Raw genomic sequence first — 17170 nt, forward strand, 5'->3', positions numbered from 1 at the left:
TCGATCGAATCGGACCGCTACCCTTGGAGTTTCGGCCCCGGGAGGAGGCCGCTACACCAAAGGGGTTCCGATATGTACCTTGACCTGCTGACGAACGCCAGTCTGCTGGACCATTCCGTGTGGGCGAGCCCCGATACCTGGAACTCAGCGCTCGAGCTGGCCGCCAAAAAGAAGAAGAGCCGGGGCGGCGGCGGCCTGATCATCGGCGCGCTCTGCTGCCTGCTGGTGGTCGCGCTCATCATCGGCGGCATCTACCTGCTGACCAAGCGCAGGAAGAACAACTGACGGCACTTCGACGGCTCGGCTCGGCCCGTGCGAACCGGGCCGTCGATTCGCACCACCGTTGCCGTGGTCTGAAGCACGCTCGTACGCAGTCTCCACAGCACCGCGATCCGTCCGTGCGGGTGCCCTTGGTTCGACCGAATGAATGCCTTGGAGCGCTCGGCCGAAGCCGAACCGATCGTTTCTAAAGCCGATCGATCTCGGTGAGATCGATATCCAGATCGAACGGCACGGTCAGCTTCAGGCGATCATGGTGAATTCCGGTAAGCGCGTAGGTCTTCGTGGCCGGGTCCAATTCGTAGACGTAGACGACCGGGCGGCCATCGACGTTCTCGACTCGCCAGAAGTGCGCGATTCCCGCTCGGGCATACAGTTGCGGCTTGCGCTCCCGATCCCGGGTGCGAGATTCCGCCGACACCACTTCTACTGCCAGGACGACGTCATCGGCAACATACGAGGTGAGCTCGGGACCACCGTCACGGTCGGCGTGGATGACGACCAGGTCGGGTTCCGGCCGCTGGTCCCGTCCGAGCGTCACCGTCATTTCCCGCCGCACCCGTAGGTGTGCCGGGGCGAAATGACGGAGCACGGAGTCGAGCAGCGTGATGGCCAGCATGTGGAACTTCGCCTGCGGGCTCACGAAGACGAGACTCCCGTCGATCAGCTCGGTGTGCGGGGGAAGGTCTGGCAGGCGATCGAGATCCTCGGCGACGAACCCGCCCGGCGGCGGGCGCAGCCACTGCGGAAACGGCTCGACGGTCATGGTTCGAGTATGTCACCCCTGATGGGCTGGACGGAGGGCCGATGGGGCCGGATGGAGGGGAGCGAGGGCATCCGGCAGAGTGGGGCGGGTGCAGTTGATTCTCGTTCGCCATGCCCAGCCGGTCCGGATGCTCAGTTCGGGTGGGCCGGCCGATCCGGAGTTGGCCCCGGTGGGGCTGGAGCAGGCCGAGCGGGTGCCTGCGGCGCTCGGTCATCACCGGATTTCCCGGGTGGTGAGCAGCCCGCAGCGCCGGGCTCGGGAGACGGCCGCGCCGACCGCCGCGAAACTGGGGCTCGGCGTCGAGGTCGTCGACGACCTCGCCGAATACGATCGCGATCTCCCGGCCTACATCCCCATCGAGGACGCCAAGGTCGAGTTCCGCGACGCCTACGACCGGATCAAGGCCGGACATCTTCCGGTGCAGGTGGACGGTGCGGCGTTCAAAGCCAGGGTGCATGCCGCGGTCACCGGTATCGTCGCGGCCACCGATCCGGCCGACACGGTCGTGGTGTTCGCGCACGGCGGCGTGATCAACGTGTTGCTGCAAGAGGTCCTCGGGCTGGAGCGGCCGCTGACCTTCCCCATCGACTACTGCTCGATCACCCGCGTCCTGTTCTCCCGCACCGGCCGCCGCACGGCCGCGACCGTCAACGAGAACGGGCACGTCTGGGATCTGCTGCCGCGCAATATCGCCGGGCGCTGAGCACTCACAGCCGATTGCCAGGCGTATCGAACCGGTGTCCCAGTCACGGAATCTGAGATAGGACACGTGAGCCGCTCCGATCGGCGGCCCGCGATCCGAACGAAAGGAATTCCGTGTCGCTTTTCAAAACTGCCACGCCGCTGCGGCGTCTGGCCCGCGTGGCCGTCGCCGGCGCGCTGATCGCCGTCCCCCTGGCCGCTCTGGCGACGACCGCGTCCGCCGAAACCCCGGTAGCGCCGGGCGTGGTGCAGGTCGTGGACGCACCGCAGCAGGTCGCCGACCACGACCGCGATTTCGACCGGGACGGACGGCACGACGATCCGGGCCGTGGACCGGACAACGGCCCAGGGCATGGTCCCGACAACGGACCCGGCCGTGGACCGAACGACGGCCCACGGCAGGACGGCCCGGCGCCGCAGCAGCAGTTCCTGCCGCCGACCGGGTCGAGCTAGTCACGACCCCATCGAAACCGCAGGGGCCGCCTCCAGAAGTTCGGAGGCGGGCCCTGCGGGTTTCGGCGCCTGCCCAGCCATTCATGCGATCCAGCTGGGCGCCCAGGCTTCGGCTGTCGCACTGCCGACGCCAGCAAGAAGAGGCACGTCCGGGATCCATTGCAGCGCAACATCGCGCCGCACATTCACAGCCGATTGCCAGGCCCATCGCACCGATGTCCCAGCGACGAAATCTTCGATAGGACCGGTGAGCCGCTCGCAGACAGTGGCTCACGGTTCGAGAGGAAGGAATCCCGTGTCGCTCTCCAAAACCGTTACGCCGCTGCGGCGTCTGGCCGGAATAGCAGCCGCAGGCGCGCTCGTCACCGTCCCGCTCGCGGCCTTCGCCGCGACCGCGTCCGCGGAAACCCCCGCCGATCAGGGCCAGATCCAGCTGGTGGACGCGCCGCAGCAGGGCGCCGACATCGACGGCGGCCCTCGTCATTTCGAACGTTTCGAACGGCATGACGGGCCGGATGGCCCTCGTCATTTCGAACACTTCGAACGGCACGACGGCCCGGACGGCGGACCGTGGCTGGATGGCCCGCGGCAGAGGCACTTTTTCCATGTGCTTCCGCCCACCGGCTCCAGCTAGCCCCCACCACATCGAAAAGGGCCCACCTCCGAGTTCGGAGGTGGGCCCTGTGGTTTCGGTGCTCGCTCAGGCCATGCCCGCGATCCAGTTGTGCATCCAGGAGATCGCCGTCTGGCCGCCACCGACGGGGTAGCTGCCGTACAAGGTGTGCGCCTGGGACTTGTAGAAACGCTCCAGGTCCTTGACCCGCTGCTGGTTGGCCGAGTCGGTCAGCTGCGACTGGAGTACGGGGACACCACCCGAACTCATCAGGTCGCCGAGGATGTTGCCCGCCTCGATCTGGTAGCGCCACATGTTGGCCGGGTTGGCGTCCGAAGCCTGGGCGAGGAATCCGGCGAAGCGCGTGACGAAGTCCTCGGTCGCGGTGGCGCAGTACAGGTCGTCGAGCGCGCAGATGGTGCGGGTGCGATCGCTGACCCACCCGAAGCCGCCGACGCGAGGGCCACCGGCGCCCGCGCCCGGCGCGACCGGGCCGACCTGGATGTCGGTGGGCGAACGACGCGGATCGGAGATCAGGCCGACACCGGCGATCCGGTCGGGCGGCACCACACCGAGGCCGGTGCCGATCTCGGCGGCCAGATCACCGGCGGCGTCCGCGCCCTGGCTGTAGCCGACCAGCGCGATCTTGGTCGCGCCGCACTGCTGGGCCATGTTCGCGATCAGGCCGCGCGCGTTGTCGACCGCTTCCTTCTTGGAGTTGCCGTAAACCTCGCCCTCCCACGGGAAGGCGGTCGCGGCGTAGGTCACGTAGTCGACCTCCGCCGAGGACGGCAGGCCACGGGTGACGCCGGCCAGCATGCCCGGCTGCGGGTTCTTCTCGTGCCCGGTCTCCCAGGTACCCGGGATCGCCACCACGTACAGGCTCGGGCAACCGGGCGCGGCGGTCGCCGAACCGCTACCGAAAACCAAGCCGGACATCACGGTCGCGGACGCGCCCAGAGCCGCGACGACCTTCTTCCACTGCATACCGCTCCAAACCTCGCCCTCGTCGAACGTCCCGCCGAGTTGCCGCGTCCATGCTGACCGCACTGGATGTCGTTCCAGTGCACGCCGGGTGAACACAAGTCACCCGACCGGATGACGTGCACTCACAACCACATCCCAAGATCAGCAGCACGCCGGAGATCACAATAAGGCCACGCCCGCCGCAATGCCATTCGAACCCCGTAGTGTGTCGGATTTCCGTCGGCGGGGCGACCCGCGGCCGGGAATCGAGGACTGAATGGTCCGATTCGAACGCGAAAAAGGCGCCTGTGGACGAGTTGTCCACAGGCGCCTTTCGTTTCCGCTCCGGTAAGAGAGGGGACCTAGCGCTGAGCCACCATGGTGGGGGTGATCGGCGCCGGAAGGGCGGTCTCGCCTTCCAGGTACCGGTCCACGCCCGCGGCCGCGGCGCGGCCCTCTGCGATGGCCCAGACGATGAGCGACTGGCCGCGGCCCATGTCACCGGCGACGAAGACGCCGGGCACGTTGGTCGCCCAGTTCTTGTCGCGCTGCACGTTGCCGCGCTGGTCGTAGCCGACGCCGAGATCGGTGAGCAGACCCGGCTTCTCGGGACCGACGAAACCCATGGCCAGCAGCACCAGGTCGGCCTCGAGGGTGAAGTCGGTGCCCTCGACCTTCTCGAAGCGGCCGTTGACCATCTTGACCTCGTGCGCCTCCAGGCCGGTCACCTTGCCGTCCGCGCCGACGAAACGCTCGGTGTTCACCGAGAACACCCGTTCGCCGCCCTCCTCGTGCGCCGAGGACACCCGGTACATCAGGGGGTAGGTCGGCCACGGGGTGGACGCGGCGCGCTCCTCCGGCGGGCGCGGCATGATCTCGAACTGGTGCACGCTGGCCGCGCCCTGGCGGTGCGAGGTGCCGAGGCAGTCGGCGCCGGTGTCGCCGCCGCCGATGATGACGACCTTCTTGCCCTTCGCGTGGATGGGCGGCAGTCCCTCTTCGTCGGTGACGTCGTCGCCGTGCTGCACCCGGTTGGCCCAGGGCAGGAACTCCATGGCTTGGTGGATGCCGTCCAGGTCGCGGCCGGGGATCGGCAGGTCACGCGCCAGCGTGGCGCCACCGGCCAGCACGATCGCGTCGAACTGCTCGCGCAACTGCTCGGCGGTGATGTCGACGCCAACGTTCACACCGGTCTTGAAGATGGTGCCCTCGGCCTCCATCTGCGCGAGACGGCGATCGATGAAGCGCTTCTCCATCTTGAATTCCGGGATGCCGTAGCGCAGCAGACCGCCGATGCGGTCGGCCCGCTCGAACACGGTCACGGTGTGCCCGGCGCGGGTCAACTGCTGCGCCGCGGCCAGACCGGCCGGACCGGAACCGACGACGGCGACCTTCTTGCCGGTGAGGCGGGTCGGGTAGACCGGGGTCACCCAGCCCTCGTCGAAGGCGTTCTCGATGATCTCGACCTCGACCTGCTTGATCGTGACCGGATCCTGGTTGATGCCGAGCACGCAGGACGCCTCGCACGGCGCGGGACACAACCGCCCGGTGAACTCCGGGAAGTTGTTGGTCGCGTGCAGCCGGTCGATGCCTTCCCGCCAGCGGTCCTTGTAGACCAGGTCGTTCCACTCGGGGATCAGGTTCCCCAGCGGGCAGCCGTTGTGGCAGAACGGGATACCGCAGTCCATGCACCGGCTGGCCTGGGTACGCAAGGTCTCGTGGGAGAAGTTCTCCTCGTAGACCTCTTTCCAGTCCATCAGGCGCAACGGCACCGGGCGCCGCTTGGGCAGTTCCCGTTCGGTGTGCTTCAGAAAACCCTGGGGGTCAGCCACGAGCGGCCCCCGAATGGTCACAGCGCCTCGTCCACGTCATCTCTAGAACTCTCTCAGCCACGAGCAGCCTCCATAATCGCCTCGTCCACGTCCTTGCCGCTCTTCTCAGCTTCGGAGATGGCGAGCAAAACCTTCTTGTATTCGCGCGGCATGACCTTCACGAAGTGGTTCACCTGCTGCGACCAGTCGCTCAGAATGCGCTCGGCCACCGGGGAACCGGTCTGGTCACGGTGCTGGGTGATGATGTCGTGCAGCCAGGTGAAGTCGTCACCGGCCAGCTGCTCGACGGCGTCGGCCTGCTCGGGGTTGAGCTTCGAGGCGAAGGTGCCCTCCGGGTCGAAGACGAACGCGACGCCGCCGGACATACCGGCGCCGAAGTTGCGTCCGGTCTCGCCGAGGATGACCACCCGGCCGCCGGTCATGTATTCGCAGCCGTGGTCGCCCACGCCCTCGACCACCGCGGTGGCGCCGGAGTTGCGCACGGCGAACCGCTCGCCGACCACACCGCTGAGGAACACCTGACCGCTGGTCGCGCCGAACAGGATTACGTTGCCCGCGATGATGTTCTGCTCGGCGGCGAACTCGCCTGGCGCGTTCAGCGAGGGGCGCACCACCAGACGGCCGCCGGAAAGACCCTTGCCGACATAGTCGTTCGCGTCACCCTGCACGCGCAGCGTGATGCCCGCGGGCACGAAGGCGCCGAAGCTGTTGCCCGCCGACCCGGTGAAGGTGATGTCGATGGTGTCGTCGGGCAGGCCCGCGCCGCCGTAGAGCTTGGTCACCTCGTGACCGAGCATGGTGCCGACGGTGCGGTTGACGTTCGTGATCTTGGTCTCGAACTTCACCGCCTGGCCGCGCTCGAGCGCGTCCCTGCTCTGCACGATCAGCTGCTGGTCCAGCGCCTTGTCCAGGCCGTGGTCCTGCGCCTTGGTGCAGCGGCGGTCCTGGTACATGAACGCCGTCTCGACGTCGTCCAGGATCGGCGAGAGGTCGAGCTTGCTCGCCTTCCAGTGCTGCTTGGCCCGCGAGGTGTCGAGCAGGTCCACCCGGCCGATGGCCTCGTCCAGCGTGCGGAAGCCCAGCTGCGCCAGCAGCTCCCTGACCTCCTCGGCGATGAACAGGAAGAAGTTCTCGACGAATTCCGGCTTGCCGGTGAACCGTTCGCGCAGCACGGGGTTCTGCGTCGCGACGCCGACCGGGCAGGTGTCCAGGTGGCAGACGCGCATCATGATGCAGCCGGAGACCACCAGCGGAGCGGTGGCGAAGCCGTACTCCTCGGCGCCGAGCAGCGCGGCGATCATCACGTCGCGGCCGGTCTTCATCTGGCCGTCGACCTGCACCACGATGCGGTCGCGCAACCCGTTGAGCAGCAGCGTCTGCTGGGTCTCGGCCAAGCCGAGCTCCCAAGGGCCGCCCGCGTGCTTCAGCGAGGTCAGCGGCGAAGCGCCGGTGCCGCCGTCGTGGCCGGAGATCAGCACGACGTCGGCGTGCGCCTTGGAGACGCCCGCCGCGACGGTGCCGACGCCGGGCTCGGCGACCAGCTTCACGTGGATGCGCGCCTGCGGGTTGGCGTTCTTCAGGTCGTGGATCAGCTGCGCCAGATCCTCGATCGAGTAGATGTCGTGGTGCGGCGGGGGCGAGATCAGGCCGACGCCCGGCGTCGAGTGCCGTACCTCGGCGACCCACGGGTACACCTTGTGGGCCGGAAGCTGGCCGCCCTCACCGGGCTTCGCGCCCTGCGCCATCTTGATCTGGATGTCGGTGCAGTTGGTCAGGTAGTGCGCGGTCACGCCGAAGCGGCCGGAGGCCACCTGCTTGATCGCACTGCGCCGCCAATCGCCGTTCTCCTCCGGCTCGAAGCGCGCGGGCGACTCGCCGCCCTCACCCGAGTTCGACCGGCCGCCGAGGCGGTTCATCGCGATCGCCAGGGTCTCGTGCGCCTCCGCCGAGATGGAGCCGTAGCTCATCGCGCCGGTGGAGAACCGCTTCACGATCTCCGAGGCAGGCTCGACCTCATCGATCGGAATCGGGTTGCGCGCCTTGTGCTTGAACTTGAACAGACCGCGCAGCGAGGCCAGCCGCTCGGACTGGTCGTCGACCAGCTTGGTGTACTCCTTGAAGATCGAGTACTGGCCGGACCGGGTCGCGTGCTGCAGCTTGAACACCGTGTCCGGGTTGAACAGGTGGTATTCGCCCTCGCGCCGCCACTGGTACTCACCGCCGACCTCGAGCTCGCGGTGCGCGCGCTCGTTGCGGTTCTCCAGGAACGCGATGCGGTGCCGCTGGGCGACGTCCTCGGCGATCTCGTCGAGGCCGATGCCGTCCAGGTGCGAGCGCAGGCCGGTGAAGTACTCGTCCACCAGGTCCTGCGACAGGCCGATCACCTGGAAGAGCTGGGCGCCGTTGTAGGAGGCCAGCGTGGAGATGCCCATCTTGGACATCACCTTCAGCACGCCCTTGCCCGCGGCCTTGTTGTAGTTCGCGACCGCCTTGCGGTAGTCGGCGGCCAGGTCGCCGGTGCTGCCCGGCATCTCCAGCGCGCCGCGCTCGAGCATGTCCTCGATGGTCTCGAAGGCCATGTAGGGGTTGATCGCGGCGGCGCCGAAGCCGACCAGGGTGGCCATGTGGTGCACCTCGCGGGCGTCACCGGCTTCGACGACGAGGCCGACCATGGTGCGGGTGCGCTCGCGCACCAAGTGGTGGTGCACCGAGGAGGTCAGCAGCAGCGACGGGATCGGCGCCAGCTTCTCGTTGGACTCGCGGTCGGAGAGCACGATGATCCGCGCTCCGCCGTCGATGGCGGCCGACACCTGGGTGTTGATCGCCTCCAGCGCCTTGCGCAGGCCCTTGCCGCCCTTCTTCACCGGGTACAGGCCGCGCACGACCACCGAGCGCAGCTCGGGGTGCGATCCGTCGTCGTTGATGTGCACGAGCTTGGCCAGCTCGTCGTTGTCCAGGATCGGCTGCTCCAGCGCGATCATGTTGCAGGACTCCGGCCCCGGGTGCAGCAGGTCGGCCTCCGGGCCGATGTTGCGCTTGAGGCTGGTGACGACCTCTTCCCGGATCGCGTCCAGCGGCGGGTTGGTGACCTGCGCGAACAGCTGGGAGAAGTAGTCGAACAGCAGGCGCGGACGGGCCGAGAGCACCGCGATCGGGGTGTCGGTGCCCATCGAGCCGAGCGCTTCGCCTCCGGTCTTCGCCATCGGCGAGATCAGCAGGTTGAGCTCCTCGGTGGTGTATCCGAAGATCTGCTGGCGGATCAGCACGCGGTCGTGCGACATGTGCACGTGCGGGCGGTCGGGCAGGTCGGCGAGGCGGGAGACGCCCGCGTCCAGCCACTCCTGGTACGGGTGCTCGGCGGCGAGCTGGGACTTGACCTCCTCGTCGCCGACGATGCGGCCCTGGGCGGTGTCGACCAGGAACATGCGGCCCGGCTGCAGCCGCGCCTTCTTGACCACCTTGGACGGGTCGATGTCCAGCACGCCGACTTCGGAGGCCATCACGACCAGGCCGTCCTCGGTCACCCAGATGCGGCTCGGCCGCAGGCCGTTGCGGTCGAGCACGGCGCCGACGACGGTGCCATCGGTGAAGCACACCGACGCGGGGCCGTCCCACGGCTCCATCAGCATCGAGTGGTACTCGTAGAAGGCCCGCCGCTGCGGGTCCATCGTGTCGTTGCGTTCCCAGGCCTCGGGAATCATCATCAGCACGGCGTGGGGCAAGCTGCGGCCGCCGAGGTGCAGCAGTTCGAGCACCTCGTCGAACCGGGCGGTGTCGCTCGCCCCCGGGGTACAGACGGGGAAGATCTTCTCCAGCCGGTTCTTGCCCGCCGAGTCGACGCCGAAGACGTCGCTGCGCAGCAGCGCCTCGCGGGCGCGCATCCAGTTCTCGTTGCCGGTGACGGTGTTGATCTCACCGTTGTGCGCCACCCGGCGGAACGGGTGCGCCAGCGGCCAGGACGGGAAGGTGTTGGTGGAGAACCGGGAGTGCACGATGCCGAGGGCGCTCTCCACCCTGGAGTCCTGCAGATCCAGGTAGAACGCGCGCAACTGCGGCGTGGTGAACATGCCCTTGTAGACGAAGGTCTGCCCCGACAGGCTCGGGAAGTAGACCGACTCCCTGCCGACCGCACCCTCACCGGCTCCGGCCGAACCAAGCTCGCGCTCGACGCGCTTGCGCACCACGTAGGCGCGACGCTCCAGATCCATGTCCGACAGCGGATCGGAGGCGCTCTTCGGCGATGCGATGAAGATCTGCCGGAAGCTCGGCATGGCGTCGCGCGCCAGCGCGCCCAGCGACGACTCGTCGATCGGCACCTCGCGCCAGCCGAGGACCTCGAGGCCCTCTTCCTTGACGATCTTCTCCACGCCGTAGGCGGCGCGCGCGGCTTCGCGGCGGGCCTGCGGCAGGAAGGCGATACCGGTGGCGTAGGAGCCCTCCGGAGGCAACTCGAAGTCCACGATGGCGCGGAAGAAGCGGTCCGGGACCTGGATCAGGATGCCCGCACCGTCGCCGCTGTTGGGCTCGGCGCCCGCGGCGCCACGGTGCTCCAGGTTCAACAGAGCCGTAATAGCCTTGTCGACGATGTCGCGGCTGCGGCGGCCGTGCATGTCGACGACGAATGCGACGCCGCAGGCGTCGTGCTCGTTCGCCGGGTCGTAGAGCCCGATGGGTCCAGGTGACCGGTGGCCAGGAAGTTGCGTCATGCCTCTGCCTTCAAGAAAGTCGGCCTTCGAAGAAAAACGGCCTTTCGTCGAATGCCTCCGTACAAGACTGCGCCCATACGTTCCGAAGCCAGCCGCGCTGATGGTCTTCGGCGTGCGATCTAGGTCTGCAGTTGTCCACCCGCTTCTGTGACGTAGTGGGTGCCCTTCGGTAACGGATCCCTAACAAGATCCTTACCTCCGAGCGGGTGCTCGCCCGCTACGCTGAGCACCTGGCTAGGGCTGCCCGAGCGGGCGAGGTAGCCGAACGTTCTGTGTTCGGCGTAAGAGCAAACGATAAGTCAGGTCCAGGGCCCAACCAACTTAGGTTGTGCTAATAACCATGTTTAGCTGGGCTTCTGCATCGGGTCCTCCACGTGTGCGCGTCGTCCAGTGTAAAGCAGCGAGTGCCGTGCGATCGATCCCCATGGCACCCGGTGCCAGCTGGGAAAACCGACGCGCGACACCGACCCGAGACCTTCCTCACAAGGCCGGGAAACCGCGCTCACCTGCGTCGAAATGGATTTCCCCCGTGGGACGCCCGGCAAACCAAGTGGCGGCGGCTAACTCGGCGATCGCAGCGGTGAGAGATTTCCGACAGCTGCGTGACAAGCAGTGAATATGATCCGACCGTCCGGCCTCTTTTGTCCACTGTGGGTTTCGGCACATATCCAGCAAATATCGGGAAGTGGTGTTGGACACATCTTTCCGAAACGGGCCGTTTCGCGGGCCCCGCGCCCGCCTACGCCGGGCAGAGCGACACGGCGGCCCGCACCAGCGCCGCCCGGTGCAGTGCGTCGGCGTGGTCGGTGACGAACACGCCGAAGACGCTGCGCGCCAACTGTTGCGCGCAATCCGGCGCGGTCAGTTCGGCCCGGTGCCGGGCGAGCTGATCGAGCATTTCGACGTTCACCCGGTCGATGACCGGACGCACCGAATCGAGACCGGATGGCGCGGCCGGCGCCGCCGCCGGGTCGAAGCGCCACCGGGCCATCAGCCCGCGCTGCACCGTCTTGTTGGCTTCGATCTGCCCGAAGAAGACCTGCCGCACCCAGTTCTCCGGCAGCGCACGATCGTGGCCGAGCCCGGCCATGGCGTCGTAGACCTCCGCCTCCCGGACCGGATCGTCGATGGCGGGCTCGGCGCCGCGCTCGCCCGCGGCCACCCACTTCGCCGCGGCGACCGCGTCGGCGGTGTTCAAGCGCTCCACCACCAGCGCGACCAGCCCGTCCAGCGCCGGCTCGGCCGGAGCGGCGCCCGCGCTAGCCGGCCACATCAGCAGCGCCGCCGCCAGCAGCGTCAATCCGAATCCGCGCACGTCGTGACCTCCTGCAATCGCCCACCCCGATACGAATCACCGGGCCAGCGTAGGCGAGCGAACCGGCCGCGCCGCGCACTCCTCCGGCCGAGCTGTGAGCCTGACCACATCGGGCCGTTCCTGCTCGCTGCGCACCGGCAGGGCCTGTCACGCTGTCACAACGAATCCGTGACAGTTTCGTCGCGCCCGTGAAGCGCCTGGGACGTGGAGGATGTGCATTCCGATGACCGTCACCGGCTTGTTCACCTGGCTCGGCGGCGGCCGGACCAGCGCGATCACCGACCGCCACGAACGCGCGGGATACGCCGTCACCGGCGCTGTCGTGCTGCTGTTCGCCGCGATCTCCGGGGCGGTCGCCGGCCTGGCGACGGCCTCGGCGTGGCCCTGGTCGGCCGCGCTGGTCTCCGGCCTCGTGATCGCCGCGCTGACCGGCGCGCTCGCCCGTGCGCTCGCGACGGCGCGGCCGAGTGGCGGACCGGATCGGGTCGGGTCGATCGCGCGCGTCGCGGTCGCCGTGTTGGCCGGGGGATTGCTCGCGGAACTGGCCGCGATCGTCTTGTTCAGCGGGTCCGTCGACCGCGAGCTGGAGCAGCGGGCGCAGCGCTCGCTCGATTCGGCGCCGCGGGTGGTCGCCGCGCAGGCGGAACTGGACCGGGCGCGAGCCGACCGCGCCGCGCTCGAACAGGCGATCGCCATGGCGCAGAACGATATCGATCACGCCTTGGTGATCGCGCGCTGCGAGTTCAACCCGACCCCCGAGTGCCCTCGGACCAGGATCACCGGCGTGCCAGGCCGCGGACCGGAGGCGCGGACGGCCGACGCCATGCTCGACGACGCGCGAAAGCATCTCGCCGCCGCCCGAGACCGGATCGACGCGGCCGACCGCAGGATCGACGCGGACCAGGCCGCCTTGTCGGCCGCACGGACCGCCGCCTTCGACGACGCCGACCGCGGCCTCGGCGCGCGCTGGCAGGCGATGAACGACTACACCGTGCACAACGCGCTGCCGCTGCGCATTCTCACCATCGTGGCGTTCGTCGCCCTCGCCCTGCTGCCGCTGGTGCTGCGCTGGTGGCGCGGCGAGACCTCCTTCGACCGGCACAACGCGGCGCGCACGGTGCACGATCGCGCCGAGCGGGAAGCCGACACGGCGATCGCGGTCAAGCAGGCCGAAGTGCGCGCCGAGGCCGAGGCGCTGCGCGCCGAGCAGCAGCTCGCCGCCGCCCGCCTCGCCGTCGAGGCGGACACGGCCATCGACCGGGAGCGGCAGCGCACCCGCATCATCGCGGCCATCGGCGGCATCGAGATCGGCATCACCGAGCCGCCGAGCCGCCCCGAACTTCCCGCCGCAGCGGCGGACGACCGAAAGGACAGCGCCATGCCCGACGAGGCGACGCCGAACCTACCCGCGCCCGCCGGCGCGCACCCGCAAGCCCCTGCCGTCGCAGCGGCGCCGAGCGGCGGTCTCGAGCTGCCACTGATCGGCACCGTCCCGTTCACCGACACCGCCGCGCGTTTCATCCGACCGCTGGTTCCCTCGTTCGTCGCCAATGCGATCGATACGGCGACGCATCCGCTGCGCACCGCACGGCAGGCGTTCGAGGAGGTCGAGGAGATCACCTTCACCCTGCGGCGCACCCGCAAGGTCACCGTCGACGGCCAGAGCTCGCATCCGCAGGCCGTCGGCTACCAGCTGCAGCCCGGCGCGCCCGAGATCGCGCACGCCCAGCACATCGCCTCGACCGTCGTCGACGCCGCCTACCCCGCGCCGCGCTATTCCTCACTCCCGCCCACCGGCGCCGCCGGCTACGGCCTGCCCACCGGCGCACGCAGAGACGAACTGCCGGGCCACCACCGCCCCGAACTCCCCGAGCCCGACCGCCGCGAGCTGCCACCGGGCCGCTGACGGCACCGCTGTCCCGACACCGATCCAAGCCCCGGGGCACCGCAGGGGCGGGGCCGCCACCGCGCATCGCGGGGTATAGGCACACTCCCGCGGATCGGCGCAGCCGTGGTCTCCGCTGGTCCCGGCGTCGGATCGGGCCAAGTGCTACGCACACCACGAGCGACGGCACACTCCGGGACCTGTATCGGACTTTCCACCGAGTTGCGCTGTACGTCTCCTGAACCGGGCTCGCCTCGCCTTCGGCCTGCGTAATGGGAGTCACCGAGCACCACGTAGCGCCGGTGAAGGAACCGATCGATCGGCGTGTTCTGCGCCTCAGCGAGTGGTCACGGAAACCACGTGGTGGTCCTCCCTGCCGACGCAGCACGGCGAGGTAGCTGCCTGCGGTGTTGCGTCGAAAGTGTTCACGGACCAGGCCGCCGCATCGCCGAGCCGCAGGGGTGTCGCCGTCACCGGTCACCGGGGTCAACGGGATCGCCGGGTCAGCGGGGCCGCCACATCGCCGGGGTCACCGCCGTCGCCGGAACGCCGGAACGCCGGAACGCCGGAACGCCGGAACGCCGGAACGCCGGAACGCCGGAACGCCGGAACGCCGGGAGGAGAGTCCGGCCTGCGGCGCCGGGAGCCTGCTCGGCTTACGCTGCTCCCCATGCAACACAGGGAGGTGACGCTCGCCGCGGCGCCGTGGGGGTCGCGACTGCTCGGGTCGGCCGAGGAGTCGTCGGGGCTGCGGCGTATCCGCGTTCAGTTGTTGCTCACGGTGCCCACCTTGCTGGGCAATCTGACCGGCATGGTCGTGTCGATCGTCCTGGTCGGCTTCGTCTTGCCGGGGCCATCGGTGTTCACTCGGGATCTCTTGCTGCTCGACGCGCTCGCCGCGCCGCTGTACGCGACCTGCGCGCTGTTGGCCGGGCTGTGGTGGGGCACCAGCCGCGAATTGCGTGCCCTGCGCTGGGCCACCGATCCGGAGCACGTGCCGACCGAGGAGGAGCAGGCCGCGGCCACGGCGGTGCCGCGCAGGCTGGTGCGCGACCAAGCGCTGCTGTGGTGCGGCGGACTCGTGCTGCTGACCACGCTGTACGGCCTCGCCGAACCGCGGTTGATCCCGAAGGTGGCCTTCGGCATCGCGATCAGCGCCATCGTGGTGTGCGCCAACAGCTATCTGATCATCGAGTTCGCGCTGCGGCCGGTCACCGCGCGGGTGCTGGAAGCCGCGGATTCCGGCAGACGCCGCGGCATCGGCGTCTTCGGGCGCGCGCTCATCGTCTGGATGGTCGGCTCCGGCGTGCCGGTGGCCGGGATGATGGTGCTCGCGGTGCTGGCGCTCACGATCGACGACGTCACCAAGGCGCGATTGGCGGTGTGCGTGCTGTCGCTCGGCGGGGCGACGCTGGTCTTCGGTCTGCTGCTGATGACGCAGACCCTGGCCGCGACCGTCGCTCCCATCCTCGGCGTGCGCAGGGCGATGCGTCAGGTGGAGGACGGCGATCTCGATGTGGCGCTGGCCGTCTACGACGGCACCGAACTCGGTGAATTGCAAAGCGGTTTCAATCACATGGTGGAAGGGCTGCGCGAACGGGAGCAGATCAGGGACCTGTTCGGCAGGCATGTCGGGCGCGAGGTCGCCGCGGCCGCGCTGGCGGGCGACCCGACGCTCGGCGGTGTGGAGACCGACGCGGCGGCCCTGTTCATCGATATCGTCGGCTCGACGACGATGGCCGCGACCATCCCCGCGCCGGAGATGGTCGCCATCCTCAATCGGTTCTTCGGCATCGTCGTGGACGAGGTGGAGCGCCACGGCGGGCTGGTCAACAAGTTCGAGGGCGACGCGGCCCTCGCCGTCTTCGGCACGCCCGCGCCGCTGGCCGACGCCCCGGGCGCGGCGCTGGCCACCGCCCGTGCGATCCGGGCCCGGCTCGACAGCGGGGCGGCCGATTTCGTCGCCGCCATCGGCGTGGCCGCCGGCCGGGTGGTCGCGGGCAACGTCGGCGCGCATCAGCGCTACGAGTTCACCGTCATCGGCGACGCGGTCAACGAAGCGGCCCGCCTGTGCGAACTGGCCAAGCGACAGGGCCTGCTGCTCGCCTCGGGCACGACCATCGCGGCGGCCGCCGATCCCGAGGCGGGACTGTGGCGGCTCGGCGACTCCGTCACCCTCCGCGGCCGCCTGACGCCGACCCGGCTCGCCCGCCCGGCCTGACGCCGTTCCCCACCGCCTGACGATCTCAGCGGTGCGACGGGTCCCGCCGAGGAAGAACGCCCGCCGCCGGGCTGCCGTCGCAGGATCGGGTGCAGGTGCGGAATCCTCGCGGCGCCCGCCCGGCCCGACGCCGTTTCCCATCGCCTGACGATCTCAGCGGTGTGACGGATCCCGCCGAAGATGAGCGCTCGCACGGTCTGTCGCCGCAGGGGGGCCGGGTGCGGGTGCGGCATCCTCGCGGCGGGGCAGCAGCAACGGGCTGACGAGGATCAGCAGGCCTGCGACGGTGACAGCCGTGCGCGGGCTGGTCGCGCCTGCGAGCAGCCCGCCGAGCGCGCTCAGCACGGCGATAGCGGCGCTGCTGCTGATCGACCAAGCCGCCAGGGTGCGGGCGACGCGGTTCTCGGGGGTGTGCTCGAGTCGATAGGTGGCCAGTACCGGGTTGTACAGGCTCATGCTGATGATGATCGCGAGTTCGACAGCGATCACCGTCACGAGGCCGACGACACCGGGCTGGACGAACGCGAGGCCGATCAGCCAGATCGCGCGCAGCGTGCCGACGGTACGAAGAACCCGGCGCCTGCCGTACCGCCGCACGACACGACCGGCGAGGCGTGAGCCGATCAACCCGCCGACGCAAGGGGCGGCGAACGCAAGGCAGTACTGCCAGGGTGGGAATCCGAGCTCGCGCAGCAGCAGTACGGCCAGCAGCGGCTCGGTGGCCATGATCAATCCGCCGACGAGCAACTGGTTGAGGTAGAGCGCGCGCAGGCCGGGATGCCCCAGGATGTGCCGCCAGCCGTCGAGCAGCTCACCGGCCAGGACCGGACGGTCGCCGGTCCGCTGCGGGGATGCCTCCCGGCCGCGAATCGCCGTGACCGCCAGCGCGGAGCACAGGTAGCTCAGCGCGTCGGCCACCACGGTGGTGACCGGCCCGAACAGGCCGATCGCCGCACCGCCCAGCGGCGGCCCGACGGCGATGGAACTCCACGTGGTCGACTCGAACCGCGCGTTGGCCGCGAGGAGGTCCTCCGGCCGCACGATGGCTTTGAGGTAGGCGCCGCTCGCCGCGTTGAAAGCGATCTTGGCCGCGGCGACCACCGCCGAGACGACCAGCAGTTGGACGAAACCGAGCCTGCCGAAGGCGTAGGCGACCGGGATCGTCGTCATGACCGCGAACCGGATCAGGTCCATCGCGATCAGCACCGGTCGCTTGCGGCGAAACTCCACCCACGGCCCGAGCGGCAACGCGATCAGCGCGCCCACCGCAGGCCCCACCGCAGATAGCGCCGACACCTGCGCCGGACTCGCGTGCAACACCAGCACGGCGATCAGCGGCAGAGCGCCGAAACCCAGCCCGGAGCCGTAGGCGCTGACCGCGTAGGCCGTCCACAGCCAGCCGAATCGCCGACCCAGGTTTCGTCCGGCCACC

12 protein-coding genes are annotated in these 17170 nt (G+C 69.2%); 6 read left to right on the top strand and 6 right to left on the bottom strand.

The genetic code is table 11. From position 1 onward, the window contains the following. Nucleotides 1–72: 72 nt before the first annotated feature. Entirely contained in the window at nt 73–285 is a 213-nt protein-coding gene (locus NB3_RS10720) for a hypothetical protein (RefSeq protein WP_039794184.1), read from the top strand. A 181-nt stretch (nt 286–466) separates the two neighbouring features. Here the strand turns inward: NB3_RS10720 and NB3_RS10725 are convergent, their stop codons facing one another. After that, nucleotides 467–1045, bottom strand: a complete 579-nt coding sequence (locus tag NB3_RS10725; RefSeq protein ID WP_067800318.1) for a Uma2 family endonuclease — start codon at nt 1043–1045, stop codon at nt 467–469. Nucleotides 1046–1133: 88 nt separating this feature from the next. Between NB3_RS10725 and NB3_RS10730 the strand changes: the two genes are divergently transcribed. From NB3_RS10730 to NB3_RS10740, 3 genes are all read left to right on the top strand, one after another. Beyond that, a complete protein-coding gene (locus NB3_RS10730; RefSeq protein ID WP_067800321.1) occupies nt 1134–1748 on the top strand; it encodes a histidine phosphatase family protein in 615 nt (204 codons plus the stop codon). Nucleotides 1749–1861: 113 nt separating this feature from the next. After that, nucleotides 1862–2200, top strand: a complete 339-nt coding sequence (locus tag NB3_RS10735) for a hypothetical protein (protein ID WP_067800324.1) — start codon at nt 1862–1864, stop codon at nt 2198–2200. Between the two features lie 247 nt (nt 2201–2447). After that, nucleotides 2448–2834 carry a hypothetical protein gene (locus tag NB3_RS10740; protein WP_157111698.1) on the top strand — a complete coding sequence of 129 codons (387 nt, stop codon included), beginning with the start codon at nt 2448–2450 and terminating at the stop codon, nt 2832–2834. 66 nt (nt 2835–2900) lie between these two features. Here NB3_RS10740 and NB3_RS10745 read toward each other — a convergent pair whose 3' ends face one another. The 4 genes from NB3_RS10745 to aroQ form a co-directional block, all read right to left on the bottom strand. Continuing rightward, nucleotides 2901–3800: a cutinase family protein gene (locus NB3_RS10745; protein ID WP_067800331.1), complete on the bottom strand. Its 900-nt coding sequence runs from the start codon at nt 3798–3800 to the stop codon at nt 2901–2903. 341 nt (nt 3801–4141) lie between these two features. Next, nucleotides 4142–5611, bottom strand: a complete 1470-nt coding sequence (locus tag NB3_RS10750; RefSeq protein ID WP_067800334.1) for a glutamate synthase subunit beta — start codon at nt 5609–5611, stop codon at nt 4142–4144. A 53-nt stretch (nt 5612–5664) separates the two neighbouring features. Next, complete coding sequence (gene gltB / locus NB3_RS10755) at nt 5665–10317, bottom strand: glutamate synthase large subunit (RefSeq protein ID WP_067800336.1); 4653 nt, start codon at nt 10315–10317, stop codon at nt 5665–5667. Between the two features lie 739 nt (nt 10318–11056). After that, nucleotides 11057–11632, bottom strand: coding sequence for a gamma subclass chorismate mutase AroQ (aroQ, locus tag NB3_RS10760; protein ID WP_084486118.1), 576 nt, complete (start codon nt 11630–11632; stop codon nt 11057–11059). 223 nt (nt 11633–11855) lie between these two features. Here aroQ and NB3_RS10765 point away from each other — a divergent pair, with 223 nt between their 5' ends. Both NB3_RS10765 and NB3_RS10770 read left to right on the top strand, forming a co-directional pair. Beyond that, nucleotides 11856–13538, top strand: coding sequence for a DUF4407 domain-containing protein (locus NB3_RS10765; protein ID WP_067800489.1), 1683 nt, complete (start codon nt 11856–11858; stop codon nt 13536–13538). A 649-nt stretch (nt 13539–14187) separates the two neighbouring features. Then, nucleotides 14188–15738: an adenylate/guanylate cyclase domain-containing protein gene (locus tag NB3_RS10770; protein ID WP_067800338.1), complete on the top strand. Its 1551-nt coding sequence runs from the start codon at nt 14188–14190 to the stop codon at nt 15736–15738. 153 nt (nt 15739–15891) lie between these two features. On the opposite strand, the gene NB3_RS10775 is transcribed toward NB3_RS10770, so the two are convergent. After that, a complete protein-coding gene (locus NB3_RS10775) occupies nt 15892–17169 on the bottom strand; it encodes an MFS transporter (protein ID WP_157111714.1) in 1278 nt (425 codons plus the stop codon). Nucleotide 17170: the final 1 nt, after the last annotated feature.

It is taken from the genome of Nocardia beijingensis NBRC 16342 (assembly GCF_001612785.1).
Classification (GTDB): domain Bacteria; phylum Actinomycetota; class Actinomycetes; order Mycobacteriales; family Mycobacteriaceae; genus Nocardia; species Nocardia beijingensis.

Excerpts from the sequence above, each read along its gene's own strand:
- NB3_RS10720 (WP_039794184.1), top strand. The coding sequence starts at position 73 with ATGTACCTTGACCTGCTGACGAACGCCAGTCTGCTGGACCATTCCGTG.
- NB3_RS10725 (WP_067800318.1), bottom strand. The coding sequence starts at position 1,045 with ATGACCGTCGAGCCGTTTCCGCAGTGGCTGCGCCCGCCGCCGGGCGGG.
- NB3_RS10745 (WP_067800331.1), bottom strand. The coding sequence starts at position 3,800 with ATGCAGTGGAAGAAGGTCGTCGCGGCTCTGGGCGCGTCCGCGACCGTG.
- gltB (WP_067800336.1), bottom strand. The coding sequence starts at position 10,317 with ATGACGCAACTTCCTGGCCACCGGTCACCTGGACCCATCGGGCTCTAC.
- NB3_RS10765 (WP_067800489.1), top strand. The coding sequence starts at position 11,856 with ATGACCGTCACCGGCTTGTTCACCTGGCTCGGCGGCGGCCGGACCAGC.
- NB3_RS10770 (WP_067800338.1), top strand. The coding sequence starts at position 14,188 with ATGCAACACAGGGAGGTGACGCTCGCCGCGGCGCCGTGGGGGTCGCGA.